18 protein-coding genes, 1 tRNA gene and 1 pseudogene are annotated in these 17722 nt (G+C 54.2%); 14 read left to right on the top strand and 6 right to left on the bottom strand.

The window, feature by feature from the left end:
* Positions 1–38: 38 nt before the first annotated feature.
* The gene (locus tag LJA86_RS12995; RefSeq protein WP_045909915.1) at positions 39–782 is read left to right on the top strand and encodes an SDR family oxidoreductase; all 744 of its coding nucleotides are present in this window, start codon (positions 39–41) and stop codon (positions 780–782) included.
* A gap of 85 nt (positions 783–867) precedes the next feature.
* Here the strand turns inward: LJA86_RS12995 and LJA86_RS12990 are convergent, their stop codons facing one another.
* Both LJA86_RS12990 and LJA86_RS12985 read right to left on the bottom strand, forming a co-directional pair.
* On the bottom strand, positions 868–2301 hold the full coding sequence (locus LJA86_RS12990; protein WP_045909914.1) for a 6-phospho-beta-glucosidase: 1434 nt from the start codon (positions 2299–2301) through the stop codon (positions 868–870).
* 116 nt (positions 2302–2417) lie between these two features.
* Positions 2418–3149, bottom strand: a complete 732-nt coding sequence (locus LJA86_RS12985) for a MurR/RpiR family transcriptional regulator (protein ID WP_021242053.1) — start codon at positions 3147–3149, stop codon at positions 2418–2420.
* A 265-nt stretch (positions 3150–3414) separates the two neighbouring features.
* Between LJA86_RS12985 and trhA the strand changes: the two genes are divergently transcribed.
* The gene (trhA, locus tag LJA86_RS12980; protein WP_045335239.1) at positions 3415–4074 is read left to right on the top strand and encodes a PAQR family membrane homeostasis protein TrhA; all 660 of its coding nucleotides are present in this window, start codon (positions 3415–3417) and stop codon (positions 4072–4074) included.
* An 84-nt stretch (positions 4075–4158) separates the two neighbouring features.
* On the opposite strand, the gene ygfZ is transcribed toward trhA, so the two are convergent.
* The gene (gene ygfZ / locus LJA86_RS12975) at positions 4159–5139 is read right to left on the bottom strand and encodes a tRNA-modifying protein YgfZ (protein ID WP_045909913.1); all 981 of its coding nucleotides are present in this window, start codon (positions 5137–5139) and stop codon (positions 4159–4161) included.
* Positions 5140–5433: 294 nt separating this feature from the next.
* Between ygfZ and sdhE the strand changes: the two genes are divergently transcribed.
* Positions 5434–5700 carry an FAD assembly factor SdhE gene (gene sdhE, locus LJA86_RS12970; RefSeq protein ID WP_006178375.1) on the top strand — a complete coding sequence of 89 codons (267 nt, stop codon included), beginning with the start codon at positions 5434–5436 and terminating at the stop codon, positions 5698–5700.
* Positions 5681–6091 (top strand): protein YgfX, encoded by a 411-nt coding sequence (locus tag LJA86_RS12965; RefSeq protein ID WP_021242050.1) that lies wholly within the window; start codon positions 5681–5683, stop codon positions 6089–6091. The genes sdhE and LJA86_RS12965 overlap by 20 nt, the downstream gene beginning before the upstream one ends.
* A 6-nt stretch (positions 6092–6097) precedes the next feature.
* Here the strand turns inward: LJA86_RS12965 and fldB are convergent, their stop codons facing one another.
* Entirely contained in the window at positions 6098–6619 is a 522-nt protein-coding gene (gene fldB, locus LJA86_RS12960; protein ID WP_025757760.1) for a flavodoxin FldB, read from the bottom strand.
* Positions 6620–6720: 101 nt separating this feature from the next.
* On the opposite strand from fldB, the gene xerD reads away from it, so the two are divergent.
* The 5 genes from xerD to lysS all read left to right on the top strand — a co-directional run bounded on the left by xerD (position 6721) and on the right by lysS (position 12814).
* Entirely contained in the window at positions 6721–7617 is an 897-nt protein-coding gene (gene xerD, locus LJA86_RS12955) for a site-specific tyrosine recombinase XerD (RefSeq protein WP_008499709.1), read from the top strand.
* Positions 7618–7645: 28 nt separating this feature from the next.
* Positions 7646–8359 carry a bifunctional protein-disulfide isomerase/oxidoreductase DsbC gene (gene dsbC, locus LJA86_RS12950; RefSeq protein WP_023333302.1) on the top strand — a complete coding sequence of 238 codons (714 nt, stop codon included), beginning with the start codon at positions 7646–7648 and terminating at the stop codon, positions 8357–8359.
* A 5-nt stretch (positions 8360–8364) separates the two neighbouring features.
* Positions 8365–10098: a single-stranded-DNA-specific exonuclease RecJ gene (gene recJ, locus LJA86_RS12945; protein ID WP_048029122.1), complete on the top strand. Its 1734-nt coding sequence runs from the start codon at positions 8365–8367 to the stop codon at positions 10096–10098.
* A 90-nt stretch (positions 10099–10188) separates the two neighbouring features.
* Positions 10189–11287, top strand: a protein-coding gene (prfB, locus tag LJA86_RS12940; RefSeq protein WP_095908218.1) for a peptide chain release factor 2 whose coding sequence is annotated in 2 segments (ribosomal slippage) — positions 10189–10263 and positions 10265–11287 — 1098 coding nt in all. Because the reading frame shifts where the segments join, the coding sequence is not laid out codon by codon here.
* Positions 11288–11296: 9 nt separating this feature from the next.
* Positions 11297–12814: a lysine--tRNA ligase gene (gene lysS, locus LJA86_RS12935; RefSeq protein WP_021242046.1), complete on the top strand. Its 1518-nt coding sequence runs from the start codon at positions 11297–11299 to the stop codon at positions 12812–12814.
* 38 nt (positions 12815–12852) lie between these two features.
* On the opposite strand, the gene idi is transcribed toward lysS, so the two are convergent.
* Positions 12853–13395 carry an isopentenyl-diphosphate Delta-isomerase gene (gene idi, locus LJA86_RS12930; protein ID WP_039265495.1) on the bottom strand — a complete coding sequence of 181 codons (543 nt, stop codon included), beginning with the start codon at positions 13393–13395 and terminating at the stop codon, positions 12853–12855.
* A 163-nt stretch (positions 13396–13558) separates the two neighbouring features.
* On the opposite strand from idi, the gene actS reads away from it, so the two are divergent.
* The 4 genes from actS (at position 13559) to LJA86_RS12910 (ending at position 16499) form a co-directional block, all read left to right on the top strand.
* The gene (gene actS / locus LJA86_RS12925) at positions 13559–14302 is read left to right on the top strand and encodes an amidase activator ActS (protein ID WP_045335243.1); all 744 of its coding nucleotides are present in this window, start codon (positions 13559–13561) and stop codon (positions 14300–14302) included.
* Between the two features lie 80 nt (positions 14303–14382).
* Positions 14383–14456, top strand: a tRNA-Gly gene (locus LJA86_RS12920).
* An 89-nt stretch (positions 14457–14545) separates the two neighbouring features.
* On the top strand, positions 14546–15379 hold the full coding sequence (locus tag LJA86_RS12915) for a DUF6538 domain-containing protein (protein ID WP_229226281.1): 834 nt from the start codon (positions 14546–14548) through the stop codon (positions 15377–15379).
* The gene (locus tag LJA86_RS12910; RefSeq protein ID WP_229226280.1) at positions 15342–16499 is read left to right on the top strand and encodes a site-specific integrase; all 1158 of its coding nucleotides are present in this window, start codon (positions 15342–15344) and stop codon (positions 16497–16499) included. Before LJA86_RS12915 ends, LJA86_RS12910 begins: the two co-directional genes overlap by 38 nt.
* A 113-nt stretch (positions 16500–16612) precedes the next feature.
* On the opposite strand, the pseudogene LJA86_RS12905 reads toward LJA86_RS12910, so the two are convergent.
* Positions 16613–16896 (bottom strand): annotated as a pseudogene (locus LJA86_RS12905) (NIPSNAP family protein).
* 90 nt (positions 16897–16986) lie between these two features.
* Here LJA86_RS12905 and LJA86_RS12900 point away from each other — a divergent pair.
* A complete protein-coding gene (locus LJA86_RS12900; RefSeq protein WP_097564052.1) occupies positions 16987–17517 on the top strand; it encodes a hypothetical protein in 531 nt (176 codons plus the stop codon).
* Positions 17518–17722: the final 205 nt, after the last annotated feature.

Raw genomic sequence — 17722 nt, 5'->3', positions numbered from 1 at the left:
GCGAAGCCGCCACCCGGCTTTTTTATTGGGAGAAGATAATGGCAATTGCACTGGTCACCGGTGCCAGCCGCGGCATCGGGAAAGCCACCGCGCTGCAGCTGGCTCGCGAAGGCTACACCGTGGCGGTGAACTATCATCACAACATTAACGCCGCGCAGGACGTCATCAGGCAGATTGTGGATGCGGGCGGTCAAGCCTTTGCCGTACGTGCAGACATCAGCGATGAAGCTCAGGTGCTGGCGATGTTTAACAGCCTCGATCGCGAAGGCGAGCCGTTGACCGCGCTGGTCAATAATGCGGGGATCCTGTTTGAGCAGTCCACCATCGAGAATCTCTCCGCCGAGCGCATTAACCGTGTCCTGGCGACCAACGTCACGGGCTATTTCCTCTGCTGCCGGGAAGCGGTAAAACGCATGTCCTTCAAACATGGCGGCAAGGGCGGGGCGATAGTAAATGTCTCTTCCGCGGCGTCCCGTCTGGGCGCGCCGGGTGAATATGTGGATTACGCCGCGTCCAAGGGGGCGGTGGATTCGCTGACAACGGGTTTATCGCTGGAGGTCGCAGCGCAGGGCATTCGCGTTAACTGCGTCCGTCCGGGTCTGATCTATACCGATATCCATGCTTCCGGCGGAGAGCCGGGGCGAGTGGATCGCGTAAAATCGTTACTGCCGATGCAGCGCGGCGGCCAGCCGGAAGAGGTCGCCCAGGCGATTGTCTGGCTGCTGAGCGAAAAGGCGTCGTACGTAACGGGGAGTTTTATAGAGCTGGCGGGTGGGAAGTAAACCCCTCACCCTAACCCTCTCCCCAAAGGGGAGAGGGGATCAATCGTAGGCCGGTGCAAGCGTAGCGCCGCCCGGCGTTACGGCGTTAAAGTTTCTCGCCGTTGCTGGCAATCACGCCTTTATACCACTCGAAGCTCTTCTTACGGGAACGCGACATGTCGCCCGTGCCGTCGTCGTGCTTGTTCACGTAGATAAAGCCGTAGCGCTTGCTGTACTGGCCGGTGGTAAACGACACGCAGTCGATACAGCCCCATGGCGTATAGCCCATCAGATCCACGCCATCGTGGGTGACGGCCTTGATCATCTCTTCCACGTGGGCACGCAGGTAGTCGATGCGATAGTCATCGTTAATGCTGCCGTCTTCTTCTACCTTGTCGTAGGCGCCGAAGCCGTTTTCCACGATAAACAGCGGTTTCTGGTAACGCTCGTACAGTTCGCACAGGGAATAGCGCAGGCCTACCGGGTCAATCTGCCAGCCCCAGTCGGAGGCCTTCACGTGTGGGTTCGGTACGCTGCCTTCGAAACCGGAAATGGCATCGCCGGTGCCGCCTTCCGCCTTCACTGCGTTGGTCATGTAGTAGCTGAAGCCTAAGTAGTCGCAGGTGCCTTCACGCAGGATCTGCTCGTCATCCGCTTCCATTTTGATGGAGAACCCGCGGCGCTCCCATTCGTTCAGCACGTAGGACGGGTAGTAGCCGCGCAGCTGGACGTCGGTAAAGACGTAGCGCTCGCGCATTGATTCCTGGGCGAACATCACGTCTTCCGGTTTGCAGGAGAACGGATAGAGCGCCACCATCGCCAGCATGCAGCCGACTTTCATCTCCGGGTTGATGTGGCGCGCGGCTTTCACCGCCAGGGCGCTGGCCACAAACTGGTGGTGCAGGACCTGATACATGGTCTCTTCCGGATTTTCATGTTCGGTGTAGACCACGCCCGAGCAGCAGTAGCCGAAGAGCGGCGCGCGCCAGTTACGCTGGTTGTTGATTTCGTTGAAGGTCATCCAGTATTTGACCTTGTTTTTGTAGCGCTCAAAGACCACTTCCGCGAAGCGTACAAAGAAATCGACCACTTTACGGTTGGTCCAGCTACCGTACTCCTTCACCAGGTGCAGCGGCATTTCGAAGTGGGAGAGGGTGATCACCGGTTCGATGTTGTATTTCAGCAGCTCATCGAACATGTCGTCGTAAAACTTCAGCCCTTCTTCGTTTGGCTGCGTTTCGTCACCGTTCGGGAAGATACGCGTCCAGGCAATCGAGGTGCGGAAACACTTGAAGCCCATCTCGGCAAACAGCTTGATGTCTTCTTTGTAATGGCCGTGGAAATCAATCGCCTCATGATTGGGATAATATTTCCCCGGCACCACGTCCTGCGTGATTTCGCGCGGTACGCCGTGTGCGCCGCCGGTTAATACGTCGCAAATGCTTGGCCCTTTGCCGCCTTTGTTCCAGCCGCCTTCAACCTGGTGAGCGGCAACCGCGCCACCCCATAAAAAATCTTTTGGTAAGGTCAATTTTTTCATCGCTGCTATTCTCAATAAATGGCTTATTGGCATCGAGTCTAGCAAAGCGAAATTAAATGTCACGATATAACAAATTGGGCATAATGTGATTTGTTACATCAAAAAAACAGGATGTTTTATTCTGCAAGTTTCTTCGCCAGCTTACGGCCGAGAGATTCCAGAATATAGATGACGGGAATTTGCGTGGTGATATCGTAGACACCTGCAATACGCGTCTGGGGAACGTGCCAGGAGAGATTAAAGTCGGCCAGTTTTGCGAGACGCGAGTGCTCGTGGCTGGTAATGGAAAGCACCTTGCAGTGATGCAGGCTAAACTGGCTGGCGAAGCGCAGGATCTCCTCGGTCTCACCCGAGACGGAGAGCACAATCGCCAGCGCATTTTTCGCCATGTCATTGGTGACCGGGAAATAAGGGTCATCAATATGGTTACTGAATTTTCCGATATTAGAAAAGAAACGTGCGCCATATTTTGCCAGCGAGCCTGACGTTCCTGCGCCGACAAATATAATGCGTTCCGACGATAAAATAATATCGACCGCACTATCTAATAACGCGTCGAACTCTTCATTATTTACGCTTTTAAAGAAGCTGATAATTTCGCTGGCGCCGAAATTCGCCTGCTGGGGCTCGTTCTGTTCAAGATAAAGCTTAAAGCGTACGCGAAACTCCGAGTAGCCTTCGCAGTTAAGCTTGCGGCAAAAGCGCAGGATAGTGGTCGTCGAGACACCCGCCGCATCTGCCAGCTCGCGGATGGTCATGTACATGACTTTGTCACGGTTTTTAATGACATAGTTGTAGACCATCATCTCCAGGTTATTGAGACTGGCAATGGCGGAGTGGGTAAACATACTCACAATGGCATAACTCTTATTCAGACCTCATGTATTCATCATAACATGCGGCCAGACGGCAGGATCCATTTTTATGCTCTTGATTCTTAATGGTTAAATTTTAATGTGAACAAATGTTAGGTGAAAAATTCATTTATGCCTATGATTTTTAGGTATAAATCCTGAGGTGAAATTATTTTAGCTAACAGGTGTTCACTGGAATCATTCTCAGTTAGCATAGTGATGCGATGAATAATCATCTTTTGTTTTCCCGGAGTTTTGTATGGTGAGTAGACCATTAATCGCACAGGGATATTCGCTGGCTGAGGAAATAGCCAACAGCATCAGCCACGGCATTGGCCTGGTGTTTGGGATTGTCGGTTTAGTGTTATTGCTGGTGCAGGCGGTCGATGCCAATGCCAGCGCAATGGCTATTACCAGCTACAGCCTGTATGGCGGGAGCATGATCCTGCTGTTTCTGGCCTCGACGCTGTATCACGCGATCCCGCATCAGCGGGCCAAGATGTGGCTCAAGAAGTTTGACCACTGCGCTATCTACCTTCTTATTGCAGGCACCTACACGCCGTTTCTGCTGGTGGGGCTCAACTCACCGCTGTCGCGCGGCCTGATGATTGTTATCTGGAGCCTGGCGCTGCTCGGGATCCTGTTTAAGCTCACCATTGCGCACCGGTTTAAAGTGCTGTCGCTGGTCACCTATCTGACCATGGGCTGGCTGTCGCTGATCGTGGTGTACCAGCTGGCAATCAAACTGTCGATAGGGGGCGTCACGCTTCTGGCCTTAGGCGGCGTGGTGTATTCGCTCGGCGTCATTTTCTACGTCTGCAAGCGTATTCCGTACAACCATGCCATCTGGCACGGCTTTGTGCTGGGCGGCAGCGTGTGCCACTTTTTGGCGATTTATTTGTATGTGGGGCAGGCGTAGTTTTTTGTCGGGTGGCGGCTTCGCCTTACCCGACCTACGGGATAAGTAGGCCCGGTAAGCGCAGGGCCACCGGGCGATACAGCATCACTCTTCCAGTGAATAGGGCAGAGGCTCGATGCTCAGTGTGTTCACATCGTCACGCACGCGGAACACGCTGTCCGCTTCCATGTCGTTGTTCATAACGGCCTGCACCAGAAGACGTCCATCATCCAGCTGTACGGCGGCTAATACGGTGCCGGTACGGCGCCAGTTTTCACCCATCTTCAGCTCTAAATCTTCCCCTGCTTCAGGTACCCGGCTGGCATGGCCCGCGAGTGTCCATAGCGCGCGTTTGTTTGCCCCGCGGAATTTTGCTCGTGCGACCATCTCCTGGCCGGTGTAGCAGCCTTTTTTAAAGCTGATGCCGCCCAGCGCCTGCAGGTTCGTTGCCTGAGGAATAAACTGCGCGCTGTTTGCGGCGTCAATGATCGGCAGACCCGCTTCGATGTTCAGCGCCAGCCACTGCTGACTGTTGTTAAGCTGCGCTTCGCCGCGCAGCGCCTCGGTGACGCGCTCGGCGGTTTCAGCATCGGTGACTAACAGAAAACGCTCTGCCGGGTGTTCAAACCACAGGATAGAGGTAGCGCCTTCGCTGACGAGCTGCTTTTCGGCATCCGGCAGTTCGCTGAACAGATTTTTCAGCGCCGCACGCGCCTGGAAGCCGGCCACACCCAGCAGGACATGTTCGTCGTCCGGGGCGATAGTGACTTTGGAGAAGACCGCGTATTTTTTCAGCTCTTTGAGCTGGGCGTCGCGCAGGCTGCGGCGCTCAATAAAGGCAAAACCGTCCTGACGGCGGAACAGACGCAGGTTGCTCCACATTTTGCCTTTTGGGTCGCAATGGGCGGCCAGCAGGTGCTGGTGTTCGGTCATCTGACTGACGTCGGCGGTCACCTGGCCCTGCAGATATTTTTCGGCGTCGGCACCGGTGAGCGTCGCCAGCGCCCAGTCATCAAGAGAAATAAGCGTCAGCGGCAGACGCGCAGAGGCGGCGGGCTGGCGAGGAGAAAATGGTGTAAAGGCCATAACGATATCCTGAATTGCTTAACGCTTTGATAATGCCTAATGGTAAAAGAGCCTGCAGGCAATGCAAGCGCTTTCAACAGGCCATTTGTGCCATAAACCGGTTGTGCGTAACACCACGCAAAATAATGTAATCCGCTGTCTTTGTAGGGATTATTCTGGAAGCCTGCTCGTCGATCGCAATATTCCAGTAATGAAACGCTCAAAAACACGTTACACTAGCTGGTGTCCCCGTAGAGAAATAAAGAACACTGAATGGGGTACCGACTGTGCCAAACGTAATGCAGGAAACTGAACATGGATATTAACAACAAGGCCCGTATTCACTGGGCGTGCCGTCGCGGCATGCGTGAACTTGATATTTCCATCATGCCTTTCTTCGAATATGAGTATGACACCTTAAGCGACGATGATAAGCGTCTGTTTGTTCGCCTGCTTGAGTCTGACGATCCGGATTTATTCAACTGGCTGATGAACCACGGCAAACCCGCCGACACCGAGTTGCAACGGATGGTGCAATTAATTCAAACACGGAATCGGGAACGTGGTCCTGTGGCAATCTGATCTTCGCGTCTCGTGGCGCTCGCAGTGGATGTCTTTGTTGCTCCACGGCCTGGTTGCGGCCTTTGTGTTACTGATGCCGTGGCCGCTGAGCTATACGCCGCTGTGGCTGCTGTTACTGTCGTTTGTCGTGTTTGACAGCGTACGCAGCCAGCGTCGCATTAATGCTCGTCAGGGAGAGATTAAATTACTGATGGATTCCCGCCTGCGCTGGCAGGGTAAAGAGTGGGATATTCTCGGTATGCCCTGGATGCTTAACTGCGGCATGATGTTACGGTTACGCAAGGTGGACGGCGGGCGTTGCCAGCATCTGTGGCTGGCGGCTGACAGTATGGATGCTGCCGAGTGGCGAGACCTGCGCCGGATGCTGTTGCAACAGACGACGCAGGGGTAGCGCGCGTTAGCTAAACTTTTCTGCCATTTCGCCCAGAATCTGCTCGCACCAGGTTTGCAGGCGTTCATCGCTAAGATCGTACTGGTTGGTTTCATCCAGCGCGAGTCCAACAAACAGCTCGCCGTCGGCAATAATCGGCTTTTTACTGGTGAACTCGTAACCTTCGGTTGGCCAGTAGCCGATGAACGACACCCCTTTCGGCGCCAGCTTGTCGTGCAGCATGCCGAGCGCGTCCAGGAACCACTCCCCGTAACCCAGCTGATCTCCCATCCCGTACATGGCAACAATCTTGCCGTCGAGATTGACTGAATCGAGTTGATCCCAGATGGCTTCCCAGTCTTCCTGTATCTCACCAAAGTCCCAGGTTGGGATGCCGAGGATCAGCACATCGTACTGTTCCATCAGCGCGACCGCGTCATCTTTCAGGTTATGCAACGTCACCAGTTCCGGGCCAATGATGTCGCGAATTTTCTCTGCCGCCATTTCGGTGTAGCAGGTGCTGGAACCATAGAACAGACCAATATTCATCGCGTAACTATCTCAATTCTTGCGTTGACTTTGCGCGTAGTGTACCAGAAACAGGTCACAATCAGGCATAATGACCTGACTGCAGAATCAAAGGGGCTGATGTGGAAAAGGATCTCGCACTCGTTGAACAGTTTCTCGACGCGCTGTGGCTGGAAAAAAATCTGGCCGAGAATACGCTCAGCGCCTATCGGCGCGATCTTACCATGCTGGTGGAGTGGCTGGCCCGTCGGCAGCTCTCGCTGGCGAGCGCGCAAAGCGACGACCTGCAGGCGCTGCTCGGTGAACGTGTAGAAGGGGGCTACAAAGCGACCAGTTCTGCGCGCTTGCTCAGCGCCATGCGTCGGCTGTTCCAGCATCTCTACCGTGAGAAGATCCGCGAAGACGATCCCAGCGCGCTGCTGGCATCCCCAAAACTTCCGCAGCGGCTGCCGAAAGATCTCAGCGAAGCACAAGTTGAGAGATTATTACAGTCACCGGCAGTTGACCTGCCGCTGGAGTTACGCGATAAAGCCATGCTTGAGCTATTGTATGCTACCGGCCTGCGCGTTTCGGAACTGGTTGGCCTGACGATGAGCGACATCAGCCTGCGTCAGGGCGTGGTGCGCGTCATCGGTAAAGGAAACAAGGAAAGGCTGGTTCCGCTGGGCGAAGAGGCGGTTTACTGGCTGGAAACGTATCTGGAGCACGGTCGCCCGTGGCTACTCAACGGCGCGTCTATCGACGTTCTGTTTCCGAGCCAGCGCGCGCAGCAGATGACGCGGCAAACGTTCTGGCATCGCATCAAGCATTACGCCACACTGGCCGGTATCGACAGTGAAAAGCTTTCGCCGCACGTATTGCGTCATGCCTTCGCGACGCATCTGCTCAACCACGGCGCGGATTTACGCGTGGTGCAGATGCTGCTGGGACATAGCGATCTTTCCACGACGCAAATTTACACCCATGTCGCGACGGAACGCCTGCGGCAGCTACACCAACAGCACCACCCTCGTGCGTGAGTGCCGACGAATTGTAACAGGATCAACTATGAAAAAGAGTTTCGCGCTGTTCACCCTGCTGGCAGCCTCCTTTACCGGTTTCGCCCATGCTGACGATGCCGCTATCAAACAGTCGCTCGCTAAGCTTGGCGTCACCGGCAGCGATATTCAGCCAGCACCGGTCGCCGGGATGAAAACGGTACTGACCAACAGCGGCGTGCTGTACGTCACCGAAGACGGCAAACACATTATTCAGGGGCCAATGTACGACGTGAGCGGCGCGCAGCCGGTCAACGTGACCAACCAGCTGCTGATGAAAAACCTGAACGCGCTCGAAAAAGAGATGATCGTTTATAAGGCGGCGCAGGAAAAACACGTCATTACCGTCTTCACCGACATCACCTGCGGCTACTGCCACAAGCTGCATGAAGAGATGAAAGATTACAACGCGCTGGGTATTACCGTGCGCTATCTGGCCTTCCCGCGCGCGGGCGTACAGAGCCAGCCAGAGCAGGACATGAAGGCCATCTGGTGTGCGAAAGACCGCAACAAAGCCTTTGATGATGCGATGAGCGGAAAAGAGGTTAAGCCAGCCTCCTGCGATATCGACATTGCTAACCACTACGCGCTGGGCGTGCAGTTTGGCGTGAGCGGTACGCCAGCGATTGTCCTGAGCAACGGGTATGTCGTTCCGGGCTATCAGGGACCAAAAGAGATGAAAGAGTTCCTCGACGCGCACCAGAAACAGGTTAGTGGTAAATAATCCGCGTGAAAGCCCCGATAAAATTGCGCCGCCGCGAGGCGGTTGAACCGGTTGATTTACCGGACGATCTCCCGCCGCTGCTGAAGCGCCTCTACGCCAGCCGCGGCGTGCGTCGCGCTGAAGATCTGGAACGCAGCGTGAAAGGGATGCTGCCCTGGCAGCAGCTGAACGGCATCGAAAAAGCCACTGAAATGCTCTACCACGCCCTGCGTGAGGGCACGCGCATCGTGGTGGTAGGGGATTTCGACGCCGACGGCGCCACCAGCACCGCGCTGAGCGTGCTCAGCCTGCGCGCGCTGGGCTGCGATAACGTCACGTATCTGGTGCCGAACCGTTTTGAAGACGGCTACGGACTTAGCCCGGAAGTGGTCGATCAGGCGCACGCCCGCGGTGCGCAGATGATCATGACCGTCGATAACGGGATCTCTTCCCATGCGGGGGTCGATCATGCCCACGCGTTGGGGATCCCGGTGCTGGTTACCGATCACCATCTCCCCGGTGAAACGCTGCCTGCCGCCGAGGCGATTATTAACCCCAACCTGCGCGACTGTGATTTTCCGTCGAAATCCCTCGCGGGCGTAGGCGTGGCGTTTTATCTGATGCTGGCGCTGCGTACCCTGTTACGCGATAAGGGCTGGTTCGAATCCCGCGGTATTGCCGTACCAAACCTGGCCGAATATCTCGATCTGGTGGCACTGGGTACCGTCGCTGACGTGGTCCCGCTCGATACCAATAACCGTATTTTGACCTGGCAGGGCTTAAGCCGTATCCGGGCAGGCAAGTGCCGTCCGGGGATCAAGGCGCTGCTGGAAATCGCCAACCGCGACCCGCTCAAGCTGGCGGCAAGCGATTTGGGCTTTGCCCTCGGGCCGCGCCTGAACGCGGCCGGAAGACTGGACGATATGTCCGTTGGCGTCGCGCTGCTGCTGTGCGACAACATTGGTGAAGCGCGCGTGCTGGCCAACGAGCTGGACGCCCTGAACCAGACACGTAAAGAGATTGAGCAGGGGATGCAGGCCGAAGCGCTGACCCTGTGTGAAAAACTGGAGCGCAGCGGCGATACGCTGCCGGGCGGCCTGGCGATGTACCATCCCGAGTGGCATCAGGGCGTGGTCGGCATTCTGGCGTCGCGCATCAAAGAGCGCTTCCACCGCCCGGTGATCGCCTTCGCCCCCGCGGGCGACGGCACGCTGAAAGGCTCTGGCCGCTCGATTCAGGGTCTGCACATGCGCGACGCGCTGGAGCGTCTCGATACGCTGTATCCGGGCCTGATGATCAAGTTCGGCGGCCATGCGATGGCGGCAGGCCTGTCGCTGGAAGAGGCGAAATTCGACGAGTTTCAGCGCCTGTTCGGCGAGCTGGTCACCGACTGGATTGACCCGGCCCTGCTGCAGGGTGAAGTGGTGTCCGATGGCGAGCTTTCACCGCTTGAGATGACGATGGACGTAGCGCAAATGCTCCGCGATGCCGGTCCATGGGGGCAGATGTTCCCGGAGCCGCTGTTCGACGGCCGTTTCCGCCTGCTGCAGCAACGCATCGTCGGCGAGCGTCATCTGAAGGTGATGGTGGAACCGGTCGGCGGCGGCCCGCTGCTGGACGGCATTGCCTTTAACGTTGACACGGCGGTATGGCCGGACAACGGCGTACGCGAGGTCGAGCTGGCGTACAAACTGGACATCAACGAGTTTCGCGGTAACCGCACCCTTCAGATCATCATCGACAATATCTGGCCAATTTAGCGGCAGTAATCTCTATAAAAAAGGGCGTGGATTCGGTACAATCCCGCTCTTATCACCGCATTTTGACAAGTCCATAAAAGAAAACAGACCATGTTTGAAATTAATCCGGTAAAAAACCGTATTCAGGACCTCACGGAGCGCTCTGACGTTCTTAGGGGGTATCTTTGACTACGATGCCAAGAAAGAGCGTCTTGAAGAAGTAAACGCCGAGCTGGAACAGCCGGACGTCTGGAACGAACCTGAACGCGCACAGGCGCTGGGTAAAGAGCGTTCCTCTCTCGAAGCTATCGTAGATACGCTGGATCAAATGGCCCAGGGGCTGGAAGATGTTTCCGGTTTGCTGGAGCTGGCCGTCGAAGCCGACGACGAAGAAACCTTTAACGAAGCCGTAGCAGAACTCGACGTGCTGGAAGAGAAGCTGGCGCAGCTTGAATTCCGTCGCATGTTCTCCGGCGAATACGACAGCGCTGACTGCTATCTCGATATTCAGGCAGGTTCCGGCGGTACCGAAGCGCAGGACTGGGCCAGCATGCTGATGCGCATGTACCTGCGTTGGGCAGAAGCGCGCGGCTTCAAAACCGAAATTATCGAAGAGTCTGAAGGTGAAGTGGCCGGTATTAAATCCGTCACCATCAAGATCATCGGTGATTATGCCTACGGCTGGCTGCGCACTGAAACCGGCGTTCACCGCCTGGTGCGTAAGAGCCCGTTCGACTCCGGTGGCCGTCGTCATACCTCCTTCAGCTCCGCGTTTGTTTACCCGGAAGTTGATGAAGATATCGATATCGAAATCAACCCGGCGGACCTGCGTATCGATGTTTATCGCGCATCCGGCGCGGGCGGCCAGCACGTTAACCGTACGGAATCGGCGGTGCGTATTACCCACATTCCAACCGGGCTGGTAACGCAATGCCAGAACGACCGTTCCCAGCATAAGAACAAAGACCAGGCCATGAAGCAGATGAAAGCGAAGCTTTATGAGCTGGAGATGCAGAAGAAAAATGCTGAGAAACAGGCGATGGAAGACAACAAGTCTGACATCGGCTGGGGCAGCCAGATCCGTTCTTACGTCCTTGATGACTCCCGCATCAAAGACCTGCGTACCGGGGTTGAAACCCGTAACACGCAGGCGGTGCTGGACGGCAGCCTGGACCAATTTATCGAAGCAAGTTTGAAAGCAGGGTTATGAGGAACCAACATGTCTGAACAACAAGCACAGGGCGCTGACGCGGTAGTCGATCTTAACAACGAACTGAAAACCCGCCGCGAGAAGCTGGCAGCGCTGCGCGAGCAGGGCGTGCCGTTCCCGAACGATTTTCGTCGTGACCACACCTCAGACCAACTGCACGCTGACTTCGACGCGAAAGAGAACGAAGAGCTGGAAGCGCTGAACGTTGAAGTAGCCGTTGCGGGCCGCATGATGACCCGTCGTATCATGGGTAAAGCCTCCTTCGTGACCCTGCAGGACGTTGGCGGCCGTATACAGCTGTACGTTTCCCGTGACGATCTGCCGGAAGGCATCTACAACGAGCAGTTCAAGAAGTGGGACCTGGGCGATATCCTGGGCGCGAAAGGTAAACTGTTCAAAACCAAAACCGGTGAACTGTCTATCCATTGCACCGAGCTGCGTCTGCTGACCAAAGCCCTGCGCCCGCTGCCGGACAAATTCCACGGCCTGCAGGATCAGGAAGCGCGCTATCGTCAGCGCTACCTGGATCTCATCTCTAACGATGAATCCCGCAAGACCTTCAAAATTCGCTCCCAGATTATGGCCGGTATCCGCCAGTTCATGGTCAACCGCGACTTTATGGAAGTGGAAACCCCGATGATGCAGGTGATCCCTGGCGGCGCGTCTGCGCGTCCGTTCATCACCCATCACAACGCCCTGGACCTGGACATGTACCTGCGTATCGCGCCGGAACTGTACCTGAAGCGTCTGGTGGTTGGTGGTTTTGACCGCGTGTTCGAAATCAACCGTAACTTCCGTAACGAAGGGATCTCCGTTCGTCATAACCCAGAGTTCACCATGATGGAACTCTATATGGCGTATGCGGATTACAAAGATCTGATCGAGCTGACCGAATCCCTGTTCCGCACGCTGGCGCAGGATATTCTGGGCACCACGCAGGTTCCTTACGGTGAAGAAGTCTTCGACTTCGGCAAGCCGTTCGAAAAACTGACCATGCGCGAAGCGATCAAGAAGTACCGTCCGGAAACCAATATGGCCGATCTGGATAACTTCGATTCTGCGAAAGCGATCGCCGAAAGCATCGGTATCAAGGTTGAGAAGAGCTGGGGTCTGGGCCGTATCGTGACCGAGATCTTCGAAGAAGTGGCCGAAGCGCATCTGATTCAGCCGACCTTCATTACCGAATACCCGGCTGAAGTCTCTCCGCTGGCGCGTCGTAATGACCAGAACCCGGAGATCACTGACCGCTTCGAATTCTTCATCGGCGGCCGTGAAATCGGCAACGGCTTTAGCGAGCTGAACGATGCGGAAGACCAGGCTCAGCGCTTCCAGGATCAGGTTGACGCGAAGGCGGCAGGCGACGACGAAGCGATGTTCTTCGACGAAGACTACGTGACCGCGCTGGAGCACGGCCTGCCGCCAACGGCGGGTCTGGGGATTGGTATCGACCGTATGGTGATGCTGTTCACCAACAGCCACACCATCCGCGACGTGATCCTGTTCCCGGCGATGCGCCCGGTGAAGTAAGGCGTTAAGATGTAAAAAAAGCCCCGAAAGGGGCTTTTTTATTGCGCCGCGAAGGCTTTGAGTTTTTCGCGGGCGGTTGTCGCTTCCATGACCATCCACGGGCTAAAGGCCCAGGGCGTCGCGTCCAGCGCGCGGAATAGAGCGTCCAGCTCAACCCACTGATAGTCCATCACTTCATCTTCGTTTATCGTCACGTCATTGGTGATGCGGGCGGCGAACACCGGGCAAATTTCGTTTTCCACGATCCCGGACGGGTCGGTTTCCCGATAGCGAAATTCAGGGGCGACGGCGGTGATATCGGTCAGTTCTGCGCCCACTTCAAAGCGGCAGCGGCGGATTATCGCCTGGACTGTCTCTTCACCCGACTGCGGGTGGCCGCACACGGAGTTGGTCCAGACGCCGGGCCAGGCTTTTTTGCTTAAGGCGCGTCGGGTGATCAGACATTCGCCTTTTGCGTTAAAAAGCCAGGAAGAGAACGCCAGATGCAGCGGGGTATGTAACGTGTGCGCGGCATATTTTTCCTGAGTGCCAATCACCATTCCCTGGTCGTTTACCAAAATAACGTGTTCTTGAATACTCATTGATGCTCCAGTGCCAAATTGCCGAGTGGTTCAGCACCATCAGCCGAAGCATTATACTGCATTCTTATACGAACGGTTTGGCTCGTAGAGCGGAAAAGGGCATGACCCCTGTTCGTTTGGGCTGTTATCATAGTGCGCCATTCACGCTGACCGAGGATCTGTTTTGTTTGCAGGAAGCCTGACGAGAAAACCCCTTACCGCTATTTTTTGCCTGACGCTGACGCTATTACTGGCGGGTTGTTCAGGGAGCAAATCTTCGGATACGGGAAGCTATTCCGGTTCGGTCTACACCGTCAAACGTGGGGACACCCTGTACCGGATTTCGCGCGCAACGGGGACCAGCGTGAAGGATCTGGCGCGGCTGAATAATCTCTCTCCGCCCTACACCATAGAGGTGGGGCAGCAGCTGAAGGTTAGCGGCGGATCGTCCGCGGGTAAAAAGTCCTCTTCGAAAGGCAAAACCGCCAAAGTGACGCCGTCCTATCAGGTGCCGCAATCGTCATGGCCGCCGGTTGGACAGCGCTGCTGGATTTGGCCTGCCAGCGGTAAAGTGGTCGCCCCTTACTCACTCTCTGAAGGTGGCAACAAGGGTATTGATATCGCCGCTGCGCGCGGTACGCCGGTTTATGCCTCCGGCGCGGGGAAGGTGGTTTACGTCGGTAACCAGCTGCGCGGCTACGGTAACCTGATCATGATTAAGCATGGCGAAGACTACATCACTGCCTATGCGCACAACGACACGATGCTGGTCAACAACGGGCAGAACGTCAAAGCCGGGCAGAAGATTGCCACCATGGGCAGCACCGGTACGGATTCAGTGAAGCTGCATTTCCAGATCCGCTATAAGGCGACGGCCATCGATCCGCAGCGCTATCTTCCTGCGCCCGGCAGCAAACCGAAGTGCTAAGTGATTATTTAATCGCCGGTTAGTTGTGAAGAGGCTTGTATGAAGGTGCGTAAGGTCTATAATGCCTTACGCACCTCAAAGCGGGCGTAGTTCAATGGTAGAACGAGAGCTTCCCAAGCTCTATACGAGGGTTCGATTCCCTTCGCCCGCTCCAGAATTCCCCTAACGTATTCATTCCACTATCTTTTTCAAAACCATACGTGACGGCGCTCGTGATCCTCCTACAAAGGGGTCATACAGCCGATGGCGCAGCGTGATAATCTCTATCGACGTCCAAGTGGTATCTATGTTCTGCGGATCACCGTTCCGGTTCGTTATCGCGCCCTGATAGGGCAGCGTGAAATTCATGCATCTACCCGCACAACCCACCTTGCAAATGCCAGAGCTATTGCCGCGTGTTTGCTGGAGAAGTGGTATGCGTCTCTGGAAGAGTTCAGGCAAGTGGATAAAGAAAAGATCAGGGGCAATGCCCCATTGTTGACTGGCGCTGGCAAAATCAGCCTGGCATTGTTTTGCGATTCATTTGGGGTTGGGGTTGAGACTGTCGTCCAGCATCTTCTGGCAGACAATGTGCCGCTGTATGCCCTTGTGTCGAACCAGCGTGGCTTTCTGATTGATGATTTCAGCACGCTTGAGCGTGATCCTGATACGCATGGGTTCGTTTTGAATAACATTGCGTATGACGGTGCTGAGGCTGCGGTGAACGGCTATATGCAGCTTTATCAGCCGCAGTTTGCCCTTGTTGAATTGCTGAACGGGCGAGAGGTTGAGGTTACGGCATTCAGGGCTAACAACGGCAATCCTCTTTCCCTCTGGTTGTTGGATTTACCCGGGGTGACGCTGAATGCAAGTTCTTTGTTCATCAACAACGTGCAGGCTGAAAAACTGCGTAGCGCTTGGGATAAGGCGCTTACGAAATCGGAACCGACATCAACCACTCCACCAAAAGCTTCTACAGTGCCATCAACAGCGCTTCCTGCGGTCGCTATCATGAATCCGTATTGCAATCCGTTGTATGCGAGTATGACGGTTTCAGCCATTGCTGGAAGCGTTTCTGGTCTACAAAAATACGGGTGATATCAAGTTGGCCAGCGAGGGTAAAATTCGTTCCAGAATTGAACACTTCACGGAGATCATGGGCGATATGTCCTTGAGTGGGCTGGATCGTGATGTCGTGAAGGATTACGTCAATAGAATGCAGAATATGCCCGGCAATCTGTATTTAATGCGGCGAAAATACAAGATTTCAGATACGCATAAGCTGATTGAAACGGCGTTGGCTGATGGTCAGTCGGTCATGAGCCGAGATGCGATTGGCAGGCATATTGAATCACTGGGATCAATGCTCAAATGGGCTAAGAGCGAACGTTATCTTTTTGATAACCCTGCTGAGAATGTGCTGGCTCAGCGCCGCGTGATGGTGCGTGAGCAAGATCGCCGCGACCTCTTCACCGATGATGAATTAGTGCAAATTTTCTCGGCTGACTGGTTTAAGAAAGGCTCGGGAACGCCCAATCAATATGGACGTTATACGAGTTTTCGCCCGTTTCACTACTGGTTGCCCCTGCTGGCATTATATGTAGGCGGGCGAATCAATGAGCTTTGCCAGCTTTATCTGGCGGACATTCGCGTAGATAAAAACGGCGTTGTCTACATTGATTTTAACCTTGATGCGCCAGATAAGATGATGGATGAAGAGGCGCAGGCTGGCGGCGATAAATCATTAAAGACGGTGAATGCAATCCGTCAGGTTCCAATTCATCCGCGACTTATCGAACTAGGGCTGCTGGAGTATGTGGATGCGCTGAAAGCAGCCGGGTATGATCGTCTTTTCCCTGAGTTAAAGCACAACAAAATCAAAGGATATCGCGCCGCCGCCTCAAAATGGTTTAACGAAAACTACTTTGGCAAAATTCTTGGCTTTCCCCGCGATGGTAAGAAAACGTTCCATTCGCTGCGGCATACTTTTATCAATGCCGTAGACGAGTTTGAGATCAACGAGCGCACGATTGCGCAGCTTGTAGGACATGTTCGCGGCAGCACCACTGCGATGACAACCTATCGTAAGGATGCTGATGTGGGAGAGCAATTTGGCGTGATTTCGCAGCTTCACTACAATTTGCCTGATATTGCGCAGTTTGATTCGCAAGCGGGTATCAAGGCGGTCATCGACGCGCGGCGCAGACATAAATCGTAAGATGTGCCAAACGCACCAGGAAGCTCTGTGGCGCGTTTTTTATTAAGGGTAGTGGCATTTTCATAGTGCCAAATTTTGAGGTGCTTAAAATGCGTCTGGTGAATCCATATAACCTACGATTGCACCCGCAGCCCTTCCACGTTTTTAGTTGGTAGATTCATCACTGTTTTAATGCTGGTCTCTATGCTGCCAACGATGTTTTCGCGTGGACCGCTGTGCCAGTCATCGCTTGCGTAAAAAGCATTGAGAGCCGCAGCCATTTTTCAGCGCTGTCAAAGGTGCGAATGAGGTAGTAGCAATCCGGGTCATGAAGCGAGTTGCCAAACGAAACAACATCGATCCCATGGCGGCGGTATAAAGTGTCTGCTGAACTGACCGATAAACTAGTTACACGGATTGTTACGACCTGACATTGTAACCTTTCATGCATGGTGCTCGGGTCAATAAAACACATCTTACTGGGTTCGCTTGATCAGGATTTTTTGCCATGAATAAAAAGGTTATTTTTTTGTTGCTGTCCATTATCTCCTCTCCAGGTTTCGCCGTTAGCATACCTGACCCGGTTCCTTCAGATGCTTGCCATTTTCTTTCAGGAATGCCATTCATTAAAACTCCGTCAACCTATAAACCATATGCTGAAGGCAGCGAAGACTATACGTGCGGAACACCCTATTTTGAGATAGAAACGCCGAATAGTAGCGACACTATGAACAATAACATCGCTTACTACGTATCAGGTAATCAGGACAAAACAAAGAAATTGATGCTCATGCTTAATATGAATAATCAAGAGCCAAATGCCGTCAAAATTGCCCGAGGTTATTTTATAAACGGTTCATTTGAAATAATGAAAAAGATGTTTCCTCATTCTCCCGGAAAAGTTGCCGACATTGTTGGTTTACTCAGTGATGGGAAAGAAGGTGAATGGAGCGTCGATGGGTGGAAAGTCTCTTCAGTAAAAAAAGTCTGGCCTACTGGTAGAGGTTATGAACTTCGTTTCATCGTGACATCTGGCTGATTGTATAGGTGATGATATGCGCATTTAACCCGCCAGGAAGCTCTCTGGCGAGTTTTTTAAAGAAGGTAGTGGAAATCATGGCGCGGAATTTGCGGCACTCTCATAGAGTTGCTAGCGTAGCCAAGTGAAACAGGTTGCTTTCGAATGGAATAAAAATGCCCTGTGATAACCTGTCATAACTATCATTATGCGGCCACACATAATC

Origin of the sequence: Enterobacter sp. TCD1-1, assembly GCF_020567405.1 — a bacterium.
Taxonomy (GTDB): domain Bacteria; phylum Pseudomonadota; class Gammaproteobacteria; order Enterobacterales; family Enterobacteriaceae; genus Enterobacter; species Enterobacter quasiroggenkampii.
The sequence above is the reverse complement of the archived record's forward strand: the minus strand, read 5'-3'. Positions and strand labels throughout refer to the sequence as shown.